This window comes from Streptomyces echinatus (assembly GCF_014203595.1).
Classification (GTDB): domain Bacteria; phylum Actinomycetota; class Actinomycetes; order Streptomycetales; family Streptomycetaceae; genus Streptomyces; species Streptomyces echinatus.
Genome location: NZ_JACHJK010000003.1, coordinates 298,054 through 317,093, shown reverse-complemented (window position 1 = coordinate 317,093; position 19,040 = coordinate 298,054). Strand labels below are relative to the sequence as shown.

12 protein-coding genes are annotated in these 19,040 nt (G+C 71.4%); 11 read left to right on the top strand and 1 reads right to left on the bottom strand.

What is annotated here, in order from left to right; translation table 11 throughout:
- Positions 1–115 precede the first annotated feature (115 nt).
- From FHS34_RS10015 to FHS34_RS09975, 9 genes are all read left to right on the top strand, one after another.
- Positions 116–766 carry a hypothetical protein gene (locus FHS34_RS10015; RefSeq protein WP_184963383.1) on the top strand — a complete coding sequence of 217 codons (651 nt, stop codon included), beginning with the start codon at positions 116–118 and terminating at the stop codon, positions 764–766.
- A 303-nt stretch (positions 767–1,069) separates the two neighbouring features.
- Entirely contained in the window at positions 1,070–2,218 is a 1,149-nt protein-coding gene (locus tag FHS34_RS10010) for an aminotransferase class I/II-fold pyridoxal phosphate-dependent enzyme (protein ID WP_184963380.1), read from the top strand.
- Between the two features lie 119 nt (positions 2,219–2,337).
- Complete coding sequence (locus FHS34_RS10005; protein WP_184963377.1) at positions 2,338–3,933, top strand: MBL fold metallo-hydrolase; 1,596 nt, start codon at positions 2,338–2,340, stop codon at positions 3,931–3,933.
- Positions 3,930–5,768, top strand: coding sequence for a carbamoyltransferase family protein (locus FHS34_RS10000; RefSeq protein ID WP_184963375.1), 1,839 nt, complete (start codon positions 3,930–3,932; stop codon positions 5,766–5,768). Before FHS34_RS10005 ends, FHS34_RS10000 begins: the two co-directional genes overlap by 4 nt.
- Before the next feature lie 5 nt (positions 5,769–5,773).
- On the top strand, positions 5,774–6,589 hold the full coding sequence (locus FHS34_RS09995; RefSeq protein ID WP_184963373.1) for a type 1 glutamine amidotransferase family protein: 816 nt from the start codon (positions 5,774–5,776) through the stop codon (positions 6,587–6,589).
- Positions 6,586–8,448, top strand: coding sequence for a non-ribosomal peptide synthetase (locus FHS34_RS09990; protein WP_184963371.1), 1,863 nt, complete (start codon positions 6,586–6,588; stop codon positions 8,446–8,448). The genes FHS34_RS09995 and FHS34_RS09990 overlap by 4 nt, the downstream gene beginning before the upstream one ends.
- A complete protein-coding gene (locus FHS34_RS09985) occupies positions 8,445–12,890 on the top strand; it encodes an AMP-binding protein (RefSeq protein ID WP_184963369.1) in 4,446 nt (1,481 codons plus the stop codon). Before FHS34_RS09990 ends, FHS34_RS09985 begins: the two co-directional genes overlap by 4 nt.
- Positions 12,887–15,706: a condensation domain-containing protein gene (locus tag FHS34_RS09980; RefSeq protein ID WP_184963367.1), complete on the top strand. Its 2,820-nt coding sequence runs from the start codon at positions 12,887–12,889 to the stop codon at positions 15,704–15,706. Before FHS34_RS09985 ends, FHS34_RS09980 begins: the two co-directional genes overlap by 4 nt.
- Positions 15,707–16,085: 379 nt before the next feature.
- A complete protein-coding gene (locus FHS34_RS09975; protein ID WP_184963365.1) occupies positions 16,086–16,772 on the top strand; it encodes an HAD-IA family hydrolase in 687 nt (228 codons plus the stop codon).
- A 368-nt stretch (positions 16,773–17,140) separates the two neighbouring features.
- On the opposite strand, the gene FHS34_RS09970 is transcribed toward FHS34_RS09975, so the two are convergent.
- Positions 17,141–17,503: a hypothetical protein gene (locus FHS34_RS09970; protein WP_184963363.1), complete on the bottom strand. Its 363-nt coding sequence runs from the start codon at positions 17,501–17,503 to the stop codon at positions 17,141–17,143.
- Between the two features lie 446 nt (positions 17,504–17,949).
- On the opposite strand from FHS34_RS09970, the gene FHS34_RS09965 reads away from it, so the two are divergent.
- Both FHS34_RS09965 and FHS34_RS09960 read left to right on the top strand, forming a co-directional pair.
- Entirely contained in the window at positions 17,950–18,351 is a 402-nt protein-coding gene (locus FHS34_RS09965; protein ID WP_184964251.1) for a TraR/DksA family transcriptional regulator, read from the top strand.
- A gap of 9 nt (positions 18,352–18,360) precedes the next feature.
- Positions 18,361–18,897, top strand: a complete 537-nt coding sequence (locus FHS34_RS09960; RefSeq protein ID WP_225817325.1) for a hypothetical protein — start codon at positions 18,361–18,363, stop codon at positions 18,895–18,897.
- The last annotated feature ends 143 nt before the right edge of the window (positions 18,898–19,040 follow it).

Sequence of the window (19,040 nt, the reverse complement as noted above, 5' to 3'; positions counted from 1 at the left end):
GCTGTGAGTCGCACCCCGGACAACGTGGAGGCGGTCCGCCCATCCCCACCTCATGCGGTCCTGCCCCGTGCGGCACAATCGCGAACGACTGGTCGGGCAACGGGGGAGCGGGAACGTGGGGCGTTTTTGGCCGCGAAGCCGTAAGGCCATACCGAACGAGCCGGCGCTACTGGCCGCGACTGCTGAGAATCCCGGTGGCGGCGTCGCCGAGATCGATCCGAGGTATGTCGACGATCCGAACGGCTACGTACCTCCCGAGGCGATCCGCGGCGCGTGGTTGGTGGACAGCAGCGGAAGACTGACAGGTGAGTACCAGGAGAATCCCCGTCACGGGGTGCCACAGGACGACTTCAGCAAGCTCACTGATCCTGATCACTGGCTTGGCTGGCTCGGTGATGACCCCGCGACCGCCGTCCGGAAGGGCATCGAGGAGTCCTTGCGCGCCCAGGTGGCAGACGCAGCGGTCGAGTGGGTCAAGATCCTGGAAACGCCCCGGTTCCTCACGGGTGGACGTCGACATCTCGAAGACGAACAGGTCATGCTGGTCACCCGCGCGGCACTCGCTGCACCGTTTGCTTTGTCCGTGCGCACAACGCTGCACGGGCGTTCCATCCTCCAGGGGGTGTTCTCCTGGGCAGCGGTGAACCTCTCGGCGCCCGAAGCCCGCAAGGACCGGCACTGGTTCGACCTCGACGTCGGGCTGGACTGGGCCGGTGAACGGCTGCAAGGGCGGATCTACGAGATTGACGGTGGGGACGGGAGGTGATCTCCCGCAAGGCTCTCCGCCTCGCTCTCGGCTCGGCCGATCCGGACGTCTCCGGGTGTCGCAGCCCACCCCGCCCACCCCTCCACTGCGGACGAGAGACGTCGGCGCGACAGCGTGGTGGCCGACCGTCGCCACCGCCGGATCATGAACGACCGGAGGGGAAGTCGTCCCGGGCCCCATGGCCGGGGGCCCGTGGCGGAGCCTCGAAAGCGGTAACGGGATGGGGAAAAGACCCTCTTGCCGCCTACCTGAACGGTCTCTAACTTGGCTTGCCACGTTCACGTGCCGAACGGAGGCCGACCGTTGTCGCTGCCGTCATCAAGTCCGCACACGTCCGACGACCGCGACCTGCTCTACTCCGAGCTCGCGGCACACGACCGCCTCGGCGAAGTACTGGAGAAGGAGCCGGAGCGGACGTTCGTCTCGGACTGGAACGGCGAACACCCGTTCGCGCGCTCCTTCCTGGGCGAGCTGGCTGACGTACCGGTCGGTGCGCTCGGTGCGCTCGGCACGTACAGCCACATGGACGAAGACACCGAACTTGCAGCGGCTGTGGCCGACCTGCACGTGCGGCGCTACGGGGAACCCTCGGTCACCGCCCGCCGGTGCGTGCCCGGAGCCGGTGCCACCAGTTTCCTGACCACGTTGTTGCTGTACCAGTTCCTGGACGGCGTCCGCGAGTTGGCCTACCTGCCGCCGGTCTACTACAACGCCGGTTGGTGGATCCGCAGGCTGGGTTTCACCGTCCACCGCGTCGCCCCGGACGTCGATTTCGTCGAGGACGTACCCCTGCGACTGCCGACCGGGCGGTGCCTGCTGTGGCTGACCGACCCGGTCTGGTTCGCCGGTGTGCCCGTCGGGCGCGCGACGCTGGACGCCATCAGGGACTGGCAGTGCCGGACCGGTTCGACCGTGATCGTGGACGGCACGTTCCAGTACATGGGATGGGACGGCGCGGGTCCGGAGGCGACCGAGTGGCTGGATCCCGATCTGACGTTCCGGCTCGTCTGCCCGACCAAGACCCTGGCCCTGCACGGATTCCGGTTCGCCTACGCCCTGGTACCCGAGCGGTGTGCCACAGCGTTCGCCGAACTGCACGGCAGACTGCACGGGGCGGCCGGGCTGGCCGACCGGCGATTCGCCCATCGGGCGGTCGCTGTACTGGGCGCCGGGGACGGGGCGTTGCCGTTGATGCGGTTCGCCGAGGCCCGGTACCGCCGACTGCGTGCGGGCGGCGCCTTGCCCGATGCGGTCGAACCCGTCGGCGGCTACTTCGTGTTCGGCAGGCCCGAAGTGGCCGCCCACCGGATCGCCGGAATGGACATCGCGTGCTTCGGCGGCTCCGGACACCCCGGCTTCGTGCGCGTCAACCTGCTGAATCCCTCGGCTGTCGAGTGTCTGTCGGCGGCGATCCGCAGTCGTGACGGAAAGCAACCCCTTGACTACGGATGACCCGCGGCACAATCATCGGCAAGTCACATCAGCAAGTGCCCCAGGGGTGTCCCGACGGCAGCTGACGGCGATGGGAGTCAGCGCCTTCCTCTTGGCCAGCGTTGACAGGATGTGAGCTCATGGTCCATCCGCCCGCCCCCGCATTCGACGGCGTCACCAGCACCGGGCGGCACGTCGTGTTGGCACCCGGGGTGCGGATCGAGCCACTGGTCCGGCAGTGGGCCGCGTGGCTCATGACGCTGGACCCGGTCAACGCGGCCCTGCATCTCGCGGGCCACCAGCGTCCCCTCCTCGAATCCTTCTTACGCCACCCCGGTCGGCACGCGGCTGCCGCGCGAGACCGGCGCACAGCCAGCGGCCCGTTCGCCCATCTCGGCATCGGACAGACGGATTCGGTCCGGCGCTGGCTCGACCACGTCGAAGACGCCGAAGCGGGCACGCTCGCCGTCGGCGAGGCACTGCTGGGCCTGCTGAACCATCCGGACCGGCCGGTCAACGCGGTACTGAGCGGTGCGATCGAGCGGGTGACGCAACCGCAAAGCGGCGGGAACGGGCATTCGGTACGCCTTCTGCGCACAGTCCTGCGGCGTTCCATCGAACCGGGCACGGAAAGCGTGGCCGTCTGGCCGGCGGGAACGCGCCCGCACTTCCTCAACACACCCAGACTGGTCAACGACGACCGCCTGTTGCAGGTCAGCGCCGCCCTGCGCAGCGACCGCCTCGACGCCGTGCTGCGCCTGCGGTACACCCCAGCCCCGCTGGACGCGGCGCTGGAGACGCTCGGGCTCGACCGGACCGATGACCACGCCTCCCTCGCCGCGCTGCTCCGGCCCATCGACGAACCGGCCGCCCCGCGGGAACGGTCGACCGACCGGACGGGCGTCGACTTCCTCGGACACTGCAGCGTGCTCATCCGCGAGGGTCGGACAGCACTGCTGGCCGACCCGATCACACCGCCGGCGGCGGATCCCGTCGGGCTCCCGCCGCGGCTCGACGCGGTGCTGATCTCCCACGGGCATCCGGACCACCTCGTCGCCGAGGCACTCCTCGCCCTGCGGGACCGCATCGGCCTGGCCCTCGTACCCGCAACGCGCTCGGACAGCTTCGCCGACCCGAGCCTGCGTGACTGCCTGCTGCGGCTGGGCATCCGCAACGTCGTCGAACTCCAGCCCTACGAGCAGGTGACGGTCAAGTCGGCCGTCGTGACGGCACTGCCGTTCCAGGGCGAACACGGCGGACTCGACATCGGCGGGAAGGCCACCTGGCACGTGCGGACTCCCTCCACCGCCCTCATGCTCGCGGCGGACTGCGCCTGCCGGGAACCCGAAGCGTTCGACGGTGTCGGCGACGAGTTCGGAGCGGTGGACCTCCTGATGACCGCCATGGAACCCCGCGGCGCCCCGGCTCGGTGGCTCTACGGTCCCCTCGTCGCACCCAGCAGCCCCCCGAGCCGTCTCGACGGAGCGGACGCGGACGCCGTACTCCGGCTGGCGGCCGCCGTGGGCGCCCGGCGGTTGGCCGTCTACGGCTGCGACGGCCCCCCAGGAACCGGCCACCTGTTCGGCCGGCCGGCGCCTCGGACCGAGGAGGAGCAGCCGGGCGACACCGGAGAACACGAGATGGACCGCCTGCGCCGTCTCGCCGCCGCCCGGAACCTGCCCGTGCTCACCCTCGATGCGCCCCGCCGGATCACGCGTCGGCCAGGTGACCGGTGACCGGCCGAGCCCGCTCGCCGAACCCCGGCGTCGTCGTCGGATACAGCGGCCTGCACGGCAGCGGCGAACACCACATCCGTGCGTTTCCCGACGCCAGCGACGCCGAACAACGGCACTACCAGGGCTACGACGCGGCGGCCGCGGTGTTCGTCGACGGGCACCTGGTCGCAGCCGGTCAGCAGGAGCGGTGGTCCGGACGAAAGTTCGACCATGCCTTCCCCGACACCGCGCTGCGACAGTGCCTGCGCCTGGCCGGACTGTCGATCACCGACGTGGACGCGGTGGCGCACAACTTCGACCACACCGGACTGCGCCGGATGCATGACGGCAACCCCCGGGCAGCCGACCGCTACGCCGGCGTGCTCGACCCGCGCCTGCAACAATGCTGGTTCGCCGAGCACTTCGGCCATGTCCCGCCCCTCACCCCGGTCCGCCACCACCTCGCCCACGCCTGCTACGCGGTCGCCGCCGCGGGCGAGGACCGACTCACCGTCGTGGTGGCCGACGGGCTGGGCGAGACCGACGCTCTCAGCGTCTTCGCCTACCGCGACGGCCGGCTCGACCGGATCCGTTCCTGGCCATGGCGTGCTTCGCTGGGGCTCTACTACAGCCTCGTCACCCAGCACCTGGGCTGGCTGGCCAACAGCGACGAGTACAAAGTGATGGGTCTGGCCGCCTACGGTGATCCGGACCGGTACCGGAAGGTCTTCGACGAGGCGGTCGTACTGCGCGACGACGGCGGCGTCGACATCGCCTTCCTCTCCCTGCCCGGCCGGCCCGCCGAACGCGAACTGCATCGCCCGGCCGGTGCATGGCTCACCGCCCGCCTCGGCCCTCGGCGTGCCCGCGAGGACCCCGTCGAGCAGCACCACGCCGATCTCGCGGCCGCGGCCCAGCAGCGCCTGGAGCAGGCCCTCCAGCACGTCATCACCACCGCGGTGGCGAGGACGGGAATCGGGCACGTCGCGTTCGGCGGCGGAGTGGCGCTCAACTGCCTGGCCGTCGGGCGGCTGGCCGGTCATGCCTGCGATGCGCTGCTGGTGCCCCCCGCACCGGGCGACGACGGCACCGCGATCGGTGCCGCACTCGCCCTGCTCGACCTCGACAGAGCCCGCACCGCCTGGCCGGCGCTGCCCCTGCTCGGGCCGCCGCCGACAGCCACCTCCCTACTGGCCCGGCGCCCCGACCACCTCGCTTGCGTCACCGACCCGCGGATCCGATCGCGCATGGTCGCCCAGGTCCTGGCCGCGGGCGCCGTGGTCGGCTGGGCACACGGTCCGATGGAGTTCGGTCCGCGGGCCCTTGGCAACCGCTCGATCTTCGCAGACCCCCGCACCGTCGCCAGCCGAGAACGGGTCAACCGGGCGGTCAAACAACGCGAGCCGTTCCGCCCGCTCGCTCCCGCGGTCAAGGCCGGCGCCGCGCGGCGGTACTTCGACCTGCCCCCGGCGCAACTACGGCACATGACCGCCGTGGCACACGCCAGGCCGGCCGCGGTGCAGGAGGTCCCCGCGGTGGTACACGCCGACAACACCTCCCGAGTCCAAGTCGTCCACCGGTCCGAACACCCGGTCTTGTGGCAGCTGCTGGACGCGTTCGAGGCGCTCACCGGCGTCCCCGTCCTGCTCAACACCTCGCTCAACGTCAATGGCCGGCCCATGGCGTGCACCGCCGAGGACGCTCTCGCCACATACGACACCGGAACCCTGGACGTGCTGGTCGTCGACGGTCACGTCCTGGCAACCGACTCCTGGCGCTCCCGGGTGCTGGATGCCCTGCGCCGGGCGACGGCCGAACCGAACGCTCCAGCACGCGGCAGCCGGACGGAGGCATGAAGGCCATGGCAGCGACGTACCTGATCGGCGGCGGCTGGCCACCCGACCCACTCGACCACCTGTACGCCGCGTTCGCCACAGAGGTGGCCGACCGTCCTGGAGAACTCGTCTATCTGCTGCAGAAGGGCGTCAACCCGAAAGGGTGGCGCAGGTACTTCCTGCGCCTCGGCCTGCCCCCGGCCCGGCAGGTGACGGTGGGCCCCGGTACGGCGGTACGGCCCGAGGACATCGGGGTCGCCGCCGGCATGTTCGTGTGCGGCGGCGACAACCCGCTCTACCAAGGCGCCCTGGCCGAACACGCCCACGAGGTGCGCAGGCACCTCGCCGAGCACGACATCCCCTACGCGGGATTCTCCGCGGGTGCCGCGGTGGCCGGCGCCGACGCCGTCATCGGCGGGGCCGTGCGGGGCCGCCCGGACGGCAGCACGGTGCCCGTTGCGCCGAGCGAGCGGGACGAGGGCCTGCCGGTGCTCGCTGTCCTTCCCGGTCTGGGCCTGGTGCCGTTCGGCGTGGACATCCACGCCACCCAGTGGGGGACACTCACCCGGCTGATCCACTCGGTGGCCACCGGCCTGGTGGAGGAGGGCTGGGGGCTGGACGCCCACGCCGGTATCCGTGTCAACGCCGACGGCCGAACCGACGTCTTCGGGCCCGGCAACGTCTACCGGGTCCTCGCTTCCGGCCCGGCCCGGGCCGGAAGCGACCGCGACGTGCGCGTCAGGATCCTGCCGCCGGGCCGCGGCCCGACCATCACGCCACGCCACGAAGGCAAACCGGAAGGCCCGCCGTGCCAGGGGGCAGAGCGGAGCAGCCCACGATGACCCGTGTTCCCCTGCCGGACCCGCTTCCCGGGATGCGGTGGCTTTTCGACCGGCTCGCCGCCCGGGACGAAACCCGTACGGCTCTGATCGGCGTGAACCGGGCGTGGAGCGCCGGCGAGCTCCGCGCCGCCGTGGAGACGTGCGCGGCAGAGCTGTTCCGCTGTCTCGCGGTGACCCGGCCCGGAGCGCCGCTCGCACTCGCTTCCCCACGCAGCCGCGCGGATGCCGTCGTGGCGCTGCTGTCTATCTGGCGGCTGGGTCTGGTGCCGGTGCTGGGCGACGAGCACGGCGCGCGGACACCGGACGGCGCGCGCGTCGAACCGCCGGTACTACGGCCGGCGGATTCCGCGGCCCTCGGCCCACGGGCGGTCGCCGGGAACGACACCGGGCTGGAAGTGCTCGGGCAGCCCTGGGCGTTGACCGGCACGGTGACCGGGACGCCGCTGCCCTGCGCCCGTCCCGCGTACGTCATCGCCACCAGCGGCAGTACGGGGCCACCGGCACCGGTCCTCAACCACGCCGACGGACTGCGCAACACCGTGACCGCGCTCGTCGAGCGGTACCGGCTGAGCGTCGACAGCAGGGCCCTGCTGTTCGCGCCGTTCGGCTACGACGCCGTCCTGGCCGATCTGCTGCCGGCGCTGCTGGCCGGAGGGGCCGTGGTCTGCTGCGACGACGGGTCGTGGCAACGGGCGTCCGCGCTCGCCGCCCGGATGCGGTCCACCGGCGTGACCCACGCCGTCCTGCCCCCGAGCGTGTGGCGCGTCGTGCTGTCCGTGTGGAAAGTCGCTGGGATCCGGCTGGAGACCCTGGTCAGTGCCGGTGAACCCCTGGACACCGCACTGGCCGCTGAACTGGCCGGCCTGGCAAGGGCCGTGGTGAACGCCTACGGCCCGTCCGAGGCCGCCGTATGCGTCACCACCTTCGAGGCGGGGCCCGAGACCACGGCCGGGGCGGCGCGGACAGCCGATCCGGTGCCGATCCCGGTCGGCCGCCCCCTGCCCGGAATCATGGTGGAAGTGGTCGACGAGGCCGGCGTCCGGGTCGGACCCGGAGCGACCGGAAGGATCATCGTGCGAGGCGCGGGCGTCGCCCACGGCTACCTCGCCCCGGTCGGCGGCCAGACACGGGGGGAGCGGTTCCAACCGCGGGGACCGGCTTTCGGGCCGTGCCCACCGCAGACGCTCCACACCGGCGACATCGGGACACTGACCGACGGCGGCGACCTGGTGGTGGTGGGACGCGAGGACGATGAGACCAAGCTGCACGGCCGGAGGATCCGGCTGACCGCGATCGAGGCAGCGCTGCGCACTCTGCCCGACGTCCGTGACGCGGCCGTCACTGTCCACGACGACCGCCTGCACTGCGTGTGGGTCCCCCTCCCGGCCGACTCGACCGCCGACGCGCCGGACCGCGCGGACGCCCTGCCGCCACCGACGCCCTCGGTCTGGCACCGGGTTCCCGCCGTGCCGATCACCACGAGCGACAAAATCGACCGAGCCGCCGTCCTTCGCCAGGTCACCGCATCGGCCAAGACGGGAATGGACAGCGGTGGTGCTCCCACCAGGACTTCGCCGCCGGTGCCGCACGCCGGCGGCGGGGCAGTCGACACGATCGTCGGCCGACTCTGGCGGCGGCACACCTCCGGTACCGGCGAACCGGACGAGGACTTCTTCGCCGTCGGCGGCGACTCACTACGGGCGATGGAACTCCTCGACGACATCGAGACCGAGACCGGTCACTGGGTGGACCTCGCCGATTTCCTCGACGCGCCCACCATGGGTCAGCTCACCGGCCTCCTGCGATCGACGGAGCCGTCCAGCACGCCCCCGGGTCCGGCCGGCAGGGAGACGCCATGAACACCGTGCACCTCACCCCGGCCCAGCGCGACATCTGGGCTGCCCAACGGCTGGCGGCACAACCCGCCCATCACCTGTGCCGGGTGCTCGACCTGACTGGTGCCGGCTCTCCGGCGGCGCTTCAGAGCGCCCTGGACCGGCTCGTCGCCGACTGGCCCGCGCTGCGGCTGGGGGTACTGGACGACGCGGGCCGACCCCGCCCGTTCCTCAGGTCAGAGGCCTCGACCGGAGTGCGTGCGCGCCGGCTGCCCCCGGACACCGATCTGAACGCTGCCATCGCCCAGGCGATGGCCGAGCCGTTCGATCTCGACGACCCGCCGATGCTGCGGGCCCACCTGCTGGAGAGCCGGCGCGGCAGCGGCTCCGGGTTCACGCTGGTCGTGGTCGCCCACCACTTGGTCGTGGACGGCATCGGCTTCAACCGCCTGGTCTCCCGCCTTCTACAGGAATGGGTGCGGTGCGAGCGAGGCGCTGACGCCGTGGCGGTCGCACCGGCGCCGGCCATCCGCAGGACCAAAACCGCGCCCCGCGCGGACGCGGCCTACTGGCTGGCGGAGTTCGGTGACGACCTCGTACAGAGCCTGCCCGAACGGGAAGGCCGCACGCCCACCGGGGGCCTGCTGCACAGGCGCGACCTGGTCGGCCGGGATCTCGACGCACGGCTGCGGATGTGGGCGCGGCGACACGGGCACAGCCATGCCTCGGTGCTGCTGACGGTCTTCGCGGCGACACTGCACCGCTGGAGCGACGCCGGCGAAGTCGTCCTCACCAGCCAGGTGAGCCTGCTCCGACGCGGGGACGCCGACATCTCGATGGCGACCACCACGGTGCCCGTACACAGCCGCCTGAGCGACCAGGAGAATGCCCCAGGCTTCGCCCAGCGCACCCGTGAGCGTTTCGTGGCCGCCCTGCGGCACAGGGACGAGCCGTTCGCCGACGTACTCGGATTGCTGCGACCGGCCCGCCGGCCCGACGGAACCAGCGTCTTCGCCGACTACGAGTTCAACCACATGCCGGCCTGGCGTCCGCCGGCGGATCTCCAGCAAGCCGGCTGGCGGGTCACAGAGGTGCCGGTGCCCGACCCCGCGACCCAGTACGCCGTCACGCTGTCCGTGGTGGACGGCGGCGACCACACGGCACTGCGCTGGCACGCCGACGGAAGACGGCTCGACCAAACAGACCTCGACACGGTCGCCGCCGTCTTCCTGCGACTCCTCACGGCGGTGACCGGAGGCGACGTCGACACCGCCCCGCTGACGGGCCTGCACGTGGTGGGCCAGGCCGAGCACGACGCTCTGCACCGGCTGGGAACCGGCCCCGCAGCCACCGTCCCCCTCCAGACGGTGACCGAGCGATTCATGGCCCAGCCTGCCGCACTGACCGCCCTGCGGCGCGGCTCGGACAGCCTCACCTACGAAGCGTTGGCCGGCCTGGCGGGCGGTGTGCAAGTGGCCCTGACCGAGCATGGAGTCACCGAGGGAGACCGGGTCGCCGTCCATCTGCGCCGCGGACCGGCCCTGATCGCCGCACAGTTGGCGATCTGGGGCCTGGGCGCCGTGTACGTGCCGGTCGACGTCGCCAATCCGGAGCCCCGCATGCTCCAGATGCTCGACCAGACCGGCCCGGCCGCGCTGTTGACCGACCAGGACCTGAGCACCGGCCTGCGATCACGGCTGCGGTCGAGCGCGATCGCGGTTCTGCGGCCCCACCAGCCGCCCTCCGCTCTCGTGGCCCGCCCCGCGCCGTCCGCGGGACATCCCGCGTACGTTCTGTTCACCAGCGGGTCGACCGGTGCGCCCAAGGGAGTCGAGATCGGGCTCACGGCCATGAACAACCACCTCGAGATGATGCTCGACATCGGCATCGGTGCCGACGACTGCATCGCCCAGAACGCGCCCCTCGGGTTCGACGTACACGTCTGGCAGTGCGTGGCGGCGCTCACCGTCGGCGCCTCGGTGCGCATCGTCGACGACGGTGAGGCACGCGACCCGTTGCTGCTGGCACAGGCGGTGGCCGCCGATCAGGTCACGGTCCTCGAGGCGGTGCCTTCGCTGCTCGACGTCCTCGGCGCGTTGGCGGCCGCCGGTGCGCTGGACACGACGATGCTCCGTCCACTGCGGCACCTTCTGCCGACCGGGGAACCACTGCCGATGGAGCTGTGCCGCCGCCTGCTGGAACTGCTCCCGGACGTCAGCATCACCAATGCCTACGGTCCCGCCGAGGCCGCCGACGACATCACTCTGCACCAGGTCCACGGCGATGAACCGGGCCACACGGCACCATTGGGCCCCGCCGCTCGAAACGTGCGCCTCTCAGTGCTCGACCAGTGGCAGCGGCACCGGCCGCACGGATACGCGGGCGAGATCGCCGTCGCCGGGCTCTGCGTCGGCAATGGCTACATCGGGCCCGACGTCCGTCCCGCCTTCGGGCCCGATCCCTGCGGTGCCGGCCTGATGTACCGCACCGGGGACATCGGCTACCTTGACGACAGCGGCGTGGTGCACTACCTGGGCCGGCAGGATCACCAGGTGAAGGTGGGCGGCCGACGGATCGAGACGGGCGAGGTCGCGGCGGCCCTGCGCGCCGTCGACGATGTCGACGCGGCCGCGGTGGTGTGCGTGCGGCGCCGCGGTCACGCCACCCTCGTCGCCTTCGTGACGAGCACCGGCCCGATTACGGAGGCGGACCTCAAGGCGGACCTGGCCGCCAGGCTGCCGTCCTACATGGTCCCCGCCCGGATCGTCGTCCGGTCGGAACTGCCGGTCACCGGCAACGGCAAGTCGGACCGCCGGGCCCTGGAGCGGGAGGCCACGGACCTCGTGAACACGGACTCCGCCCCGGCGGGGGGCACAGGGCTCCCGCTCCCTCCCGCGTCCGCGGACGGCTCGCCCATCGACGACGCCTGGCGAGCGGTCCTCGGAGCCGGAGCGGACCTGGACCGCGGGGCCGGCTTCTTCGCCCTCGGCGGGGACTCTTTCACCGCTCTGGAGCTGGTGGCCCGCCTCGACGCCGTCGGCGTCACCACCGACATCGGCACCCTGTACGCCAACCAGTCCCTGGACGCGTTCGTGCGGGCCGTCGCCTCATCGACCACGGCATGCCCGGCAGCGGCCCCGCTCCAAGGCGTTCTGCCCTCCGCGGTACTGCCGATGGCGGTCGCCTCGGCGACCGCCTGCCCGCCCGTCGTGGCCGTCCGCTTCGATCCGTGGCTGATCGACGTGGACACGCTGGCCGTGGCGCTGGACCGCGTGGTCGCCGGGACCGTCGCGTTGCGGCTGGCGATCCACCGGAATGACGACGGTGAGTGGCGCTACGCACTTCGGGACGGTGCCGTTCGGGTACCCGTCATCGAGGCGGCCGCCGACGACGGCCTGCTGGATGCGGCGGCGGGGGCCCTGGATTCGAAGGCCGGCGTGAACCTCGTCGGGGCCTACCTTCGGCATCCCGACGGCCGACTGACCGTCCTCCTCGCCGCCGCCCACGTAGTGATCGACGTTGCGGCGCTGTCGCGGCTGGTGGACCTGTTGGCCGCGGTCATGGGTCAGGACCCGCCGCAGGAAGCGGCGACCGATCCCCACGCGGACTCCGATTTTCTGCGCTGGCTCGCCACCCTCCAAGAGCTGGAGCCGGCCAAGGTCACGAGATCCGTCACCGCCCCTGCGGCGGACCGGGGCCCAGTCGTCCACGGCAACGCCACGGTGTCGGAGGCGCAGTCGCTGACCCAGCCGACCCCCACACATGTGCGGGTCGAGCTGCCCGCCTCCGCAGGCCTGGAGGATCTCGACGCCGCCCTGCTCACCACCGCGATCCTCCTGTCCGGGCGGCGGGACACCGCAGTCGCCGGTGTCTGGCGGGAACTCGACGGGCGGCCCCTCGTCCCCGGCCGATCCGCTCTCACCGACGCGGGCTGCTACACGCTCCTGACGCCGGCGCTGACCGAGAACGACCTCGTCCACCGGGCCCGGGAGCTTCCACCCTCCCAGGCCCTGCCTCTGGTACGCCGGGCCAGGGTCACCGCCGTCGACCGCGGCCGTTTGGCTCGTGTCGTGGCGGCCCCACCAGGCGTCGGCGTCATCGTCAACATCCTCCACCAGCCGGTCCGGTTCAGCGCGGCCTCGCTGCCGACGGCGCGTCTGGTGCCGGCCGTCACCGGCCACAACGCGCGGTCGAGTCCGCACCTGGTGCACATCGACGCCCACATCGACCCCGCCGAACCGGGAACGGCCACGCTCACCGTCACCTTCCATCCCGCAACGTCCGCTCCGTTCCGACGCGGATGGCTCACCGGACTGCGCGACGGTGTGCCCACCGTGCTGACGGCCGCCGCCTCCCAGGCAGCGTCAGCGGGTACGGCGTCGTCGCCGCCCGGTGCCGACCTGCTGGGCCTCAGCCCGACGTCATTGAACGACCTGTTGAACGAGCTGGAGGCGCCGTCGCCGTGACATCGCCCGCCGAAACCAGGATCGAGGCGTTGCTGCCCTGCACGGCGGCGCAGGTTGCGATGGCCGAGGCGAGCCAGGGCTCCGGACAGTACCTGCAACAGAGCGTCCTGCGCGTCAGCGGATCACTGAAGCCGGACCGACTGCGGCGAGCCTGGGAGCAGACGCAACACCATCACCAGGTCACGCGCCTGACGCTGCACCGGCACGAGGACCGCTGGATCCAGGTCTTGCGCACCGAGCCCCACGCCGAGACCTGGGCGGTACACGACCTTCGCGGCACACCGCCGGCCCAGCGTGAACTCATCGCCGGGGAACTGGTTCGCCGCGCGGGTCAGACGCTCGACATGCGGGCCGGGCCGCTGCTGCGGCTGGACCTGCTGATCGAAGGCGACACCGCCGCCCTGCTCGTACTGAGTCACCACCACGCCGTGGCCGACGGCACCACCGTCGAGCTCCTGCTGCGGTCCCTGGCCGACGCCTACGCGGGACGTCTCGACGTGCCGCGACTCGACCTGGTCTCGGCCACCCGGCGGCTGTGGGCCGACACCGGCGATGACCCGCTCACGGAATTCGCCGCCGACATCGCCGACATGCCGATGCTCTTGCCGACCTGGCCGCCACCGACCGGGCCGTCCGAGCTCATCACCGAGCAGCGCGGGGTGAAGCCGGACATCACTCGGGTCAGGCGGGACGCCGCGACCCACGGCACTACGCCCGCGGCAGTGACACAGGCTGCCCTGCTGGCCGTCCTCGCGCACGGCCGGGGGGAGCCGGCGGCCTGTCTCAGCCTGGCAGTCGACCTGCGCGCACTGGTGCCCGGGGCGTTGCACACCGGAGGGCTGTTCCTGACCACCCTGCCGATCACCGCCCGCGTGGGTCCCGCCGACACCGGCCTCACCCTCGCCGCACAGCTCGCGCGGCGAGCCGGCCCGCGACGTCTGCATCCCGGCGTCTCCTTGCCACAGACCCTGATGGCAGCGTCGGAGGCGGGCCGTCAAGGTGTACCGGACACACTGCTGACCGTGCAGCGTTCGACGGCCCTGCCCGACCCACCGCCCGGGTTGTCGTGGTGCCGTGCCTGGACCACGGAGCACACCGAGTTCGCCCTGAACCTCGACGCGGTGTGGACTGACGAGGTCATGCTCCGGGCGCAGTTCGACCTGGCCCGGGTGCCCGCCGGCCATGTCGCCGGACTCTTGGACCGTACGGTGGCCGTACTCTCCGAACCGTCCCGGCCGGTCGCGGAGCTGCTGGGAGAACCCGGATGGCTGCGGGCGGCCGGCATCGGGCCCGAAGCCGACAGCTCCGACTCGGCTGACCTGCTCGCCCGCGTTCTGGCGGCCGTTCGGCGTGTCACCCGGGAACCGGTCGGGCCGGACGAGGACCTGCTCCGCGCCGGTCACAGCTCGCTCACCCTCATGTCGATCGTCGTCGACCTCGCCGAGCACGGCATCCCCTGCACGGTCGGCACACTGCTGGATCGGCCGACAGCCCGAGGAGCGGCGGCCTACGCCGAGCGACGGCAGCCGGGCGACACGAGCACGACGACCACGTTCCTCTCGCCTTCGTCCTTCACTCCCCTCGAAAAGAGCCTCCTGGCACGGACCGACCGCACGGACTGGGGGACACAGCCGATGCATGAGCAGTCGGTTCTGACCTTCGCGGAGGTGCTGACGCCCTCGGTCGCTCGCCGGGCCTGGCAGAAGGTCATCGAGCGCTACCCGGCGCTCGGACGCGACTGGAGCCAGACAGCCGCGCCGTCCGCACCGGAACTGACCACCCGCTCCGACACGGACACCCACCAGGCAGCCCGCGACTGGCTCACGGCACAGCTCGGTATCCCCTTCCGGCCCAACGCGCCGCTCATGAGAGCAGCACTGTTCGTCGGCGCACGGGACAGCAGCCTCGCCCTCGCCTTCCACAACGCCCTCATCGACGGCTGGTCGTTCCCGACCCTCATCCGGGAGCTGCAACGGGCCTACGCGGCACTGGCGACCGGGGACGAACCACCCGCGCCGCTGGGCGACGACGGTCGCACGTACCGGCGGTGGCTGGGCGGCCGACGAGACGGCGACGACGCGAAGTTCTGGGCCCGTGCGCTGGACGGATCGGCGTTCCCTCCACACGACGGCCCAAGCCCGTCGCGCGAGCGGGCCGTCGCCCGGCGCCGCGAGGTGCTGTCCCACCTCACCGCTGTATCCACCGCGGCGGGCACCACACCGAACATGGTCGCCGCGGCACTCGTCTCGACCGCTTTCACCGAGGCCACCGCCCGGCCGCCGCACGAACCGCTGGGCCTGCGGGTCTCGGCGCGCCCGCCGGAGCTCCCCGGCGCGATGCGCATGGTCGGCCAGTTCACCGCCGAGCTGCCCATGCCCCGCTTCGCCGGTCCTTCCCAGCGATGGCCCGAGGCGACCCGACGACTCGCTGCGTCGATCGAAGCCGCCCGCCGCCACTCCCACCTCGGCGAAGCCGGGATCAGATCGGCTGCGGCTTGCCCGCCGGAGTCCGACCTCTATCGCGATCTGCTCGTCGTGGAGGAGTACCTGCCGTTCGACGAGTGGGCGTCTCAGGCGGGACCCGGCGCGTGGACTCTCCGGAGCCAATGGCGCCGGGAGGTGTCGCCGTCCCGCCGGACGCTGTACGTGGAACCCACCGTGGACGGGTACGACCTGGTGTTGTCCACCGCCGTCGACGAGGACCCGGGGGATCTGCTCGCCGCGATCGCGGCGCGGACTCGTGCTGCACTCGATGCGTGGGCGCGCCCAGTCTCGACTGCTTTCGGCCTCGTGCCCGCCCTCACGGCCGTGCCCTGACCGCACCATCCCGACAGGAGCGGCCCGACCACCGCGCCCCGGCCTGCCAACCCTGGCCTCGCAGCCGCCGGTTGTCCATAGTCGCCCTGGCGTGAGCGATCTCCCTCAGCTCCCTGCGAACGGCATCACCACGCCGGCCACGGTGTGAACGCAGGTGGGCACCGAGGTGCTGTCGACGGTCAACACGGTGGCGGAGCTGAACGGCTGGCGCTGACCAGGTGGCGCTGCTGCAGGGCCGGCAGAGGAGCCGTCTGGTCGATGATGCGATCAGCGGCGCACATGAAGTCTTGCTGCCGGCGCAAGAAATACCGGAACGGGCATCTCGGCCAAGGCGCGTCCCGCAAAGTGCCTGTTCAGGGCCTGATGACATGATCGAGGCGTGATCAGTGAACCTGGCCGTCCTGCTGCGACGATGTATGTCCTGTTCGATGTCGATGGCACGTTGATCGATGCCGTGGACAATCAGCGCCTGGTCTGGCACACCTGGGCCGGGCGCTACGGATTGGACCCTGATGAGGTCTACCGAGTGGCACTGCGGACGAGGCCGATGGAAACGTTCGCCCAGGTTGCCCCGGGCCAGGACCCCCGGGAGTGTCTGGCCGCACTGCATGAGCTGGAGGACGAGGACGTTCGATCCGGCTCATATACGGCCTTCGGTGGCGCCTCGGAACTGCTGAATGCCCTGAAGCCCGGGGCCTGGGCACTGGTGACCTCCAACTATGAGCACCGAGTACGTGGACGTTTCGCACGGACGGGCCTGCCGGTCCCGAGGGTTGTCGTGGACGCCGCCGCCGTGGCGGAAGGCAAGCCGTCGCCGGTGCCGTATCTGCAGGCAGCCGCGCAACTGGGTGCGAGGCCGGAGGACTGCCTGGTCATTGAGGACGCCCCCTCCGGAATTCAGTCCGGGTTGAATGCCGGGATGACGGTATGGGGCGTCAACACCCCTGCGGCAGTCGATGGCGTGCATCGTCACTTCGCGAGTCTGCGCGAAGCGGTCCCGCACATCCTCGCCTTCGCGTCCGGAGTCGCTTCTCACCGACTGAAGGGTCCAGCCACAGTGGAATGATCGTATGGCGGCTCTTCCGGCCCGATCCGTCCGCGTTCGGCTCGGCCTTGGGCCTTCGGCCGCCGGCCGGCTCAGGCTCCGACTCGGAGCCCCTGCAGGGCGATCCGTGACCCGGTTCAGGCCTGCCGGGTGGTCATGCGTCCGCCCCGTTCCTCGTGATGAGGCCCCAAGGGGGGCGGATCTGTTGCGCTGAGTGTGCGGTAGATGTTGCGCGGGCCTTCGCAACGCCAGCCGGGCCCGCCCTGGTACGGACACCAGGTCACCTGGGCCCCGCCGCTGGAGGCGGCCCTCGGCGTGGTGCCCGGTTGTCCACGGTGGCGGCGGTGTGAGTGCCGTCGCCACCGTGGCGGCGCCGTAGGAGCCGGGTCTCAGGGAACGGTGCAGACGACGACGGCCCGCAGTGACTGCTGCGTGCTGCCGATGTTCTTGCCGAGGACTGTCCAACCGGAGCCGGACGCGTAGGAGTCGGTGATGTAGATGTCGTAGCCGCTGGTCCGGGCGCCGCCTCCCGTGGGCACCTGGCCGGCCGGGCAGCTCACCCCCGCGCTGTTCTGTCCGCCCGCGGGGACGTTGGAGGGGGCGCCCTCGTACTGGCCGTGCGCGGCCCGAAGGGTGGCCTTCGGCTTGGCAGCCTCCTTGGTGCCGCCGTCCACGACGGCGGCACCGGCCGTGGCGGTGCCGCCCGTGAGAACGGCGACGGTGATCAGGATGAGAACTCGGGTGCGTGTCAACTGAGCCTCCGGGTGTACGGGGGAAGACACCCAATAAGTTACGGAGTGAATGCATCCGTGCGCAGAGCGTAATGGGGCGCATCTTCCAGGCGCACGAAGCCCGCCCCTGACGGTGTGCTCGGGCGCGCGCCTCGTTCAGGACCCGCATTCATGTGCGATCTCTCGGCTCGTGTCGGTGGTGAGGGGAGTCGGTGGTGGCGTCATGGGGTGGGGTGTTTGGGGGCTGGTCAGTCCGTATGCCTGTCGTGCGGTCGTCGCTGGGGCCCGCCGCGGTGGTGCGAGCTGGGCAGGCGCCTGTCGCGCGGGGCGGGGAGGGCGACCTGGTGCTGGTGAACGGGCTACGACAGCCTCGCCTGCTGGAGCTGGACGAGGCGCAACGCGTTCCGGGACCGGCGCTGGTGGGTGGCGGCCGGGAATCGGTAACCGTGCATCAGCGTTGCCTCAGCATGGGCGATACATCCCGCTACGGCCACGACGAATCTGGCCCGTCCGACTTCTCGACCGTCCGGGCACGTCTCGCGGCCGACCGCGCCGACACCCTCGCTCGGGCGGCCGCGCTGAGCCGCGACTTCGACGGGATCGTCGCGGCGAACGCCCTGGTCGCGGTGGACGACGAGCACGACCCCGAAGGGGGCACCACCGCCTTCGAGCGGGCCCACGTCGCCGCGCTGATGGCGCAGACGCGCGAGCACCTGAAAGAGCTGGACCGGGCACTGGAGCGCCTCGAACAGGGACAGTACGGGCAGTGCGAAGGGTGCGGCGGGACGATTCCGCCCGAACGCCTGGAGATCCGTCCGGCGGCGACCACCTGTGTCCGCTGCGCCCGGCCCCACCCACGCCGCGCTTGACGCCTGCCAGTGTCCGGCAGCACGAAGCACTGGTGCCAGCACGCCGGTTTCGACAAGCTGCGGCACATGGAATGGACGCCCCTGCTCTCTACACTGACCGGTGCCGTCATCGGCATTGCAGCCACTTTGATCGCTGACCGCAGCCGGTGGCGGCGGGAGGAAGCCAGGCACGCTCTGGAAGTACGGCGCGAGGTCTACACGGAGTACGTTTCCGCCCTGAAAGCCGCGGGTGAGGAGATACGAGCCGTCGCCCTGGGCGACCACATGTCCGAGTCGGCACGCGACGCGGCGGTGCGGGAAGCCGTACGCGGTACCGGCCTCTACACGGCAAGCGAACGGCTCTGGCTCGTGGGCCCGCCGCAGGTCGTGGAGGCGGGGAACGAGGCGTTCCACCGCCTGCGCGCGATTCGCGACGCCTATGCCCGTGGAGTGGCCGTCGGCTCTGCCGACGACGCGCCCCTGATTGAGCGGCGACGCAAGGCTATGGCGCAGATGCGTCGCCTCATGCGCGAGGACCTGGGCATCGGACCCCTCGGAATCGAGTGATGTGTCACCGGCCCTGATCTCGTCCCAGCCGGGCGAGGTCCCGCCACCGTGCGGGTCAGAGGTGGCCCTCGCGTTCGACTGGGGCCAGGACGACCCGCAGGTCCTCCGGCGCGGCAGCCACCACGGCATCCTTGCCCGTCCCG

Coding starts and splice junctions, on each gene's coding strand:
- FHS34_RS10005 (WP_184963377.1), top strand. CDS start 2,338: ATGGTCCATCCGCCCGCCCCCGCATTCGACGGCGTCACCAGCACCGGG.
- FHS34_RS09995 (WP_184963373.1), top strand. CDS start 5,774: ATGGCAGCGACGTACCTGATCGGCGGCGGCTGGCCACCCGACCCACTC.
- FHS34_RS09990 (WP_184963371.1), top strand. CDS start 6,586: ATGACCCGTGTTCCCCTGCCGGACCCGCTTCCCGGGATGCGGTGGCTT.
- FHS34_RS09985 (WP_184963369.1), top strand. CDS start 8,445: ATGAACACCGTGCACCTCACCCCGGCCCAGCGCGACATCTGGGCTGCC.
- FHS34_RS09965 (WP_184964251.1), top strand. CDS start 17,950: ATGGGCGATACATCCCGCTACGGCCACGACGAATCTGGCCCGTCCGAC.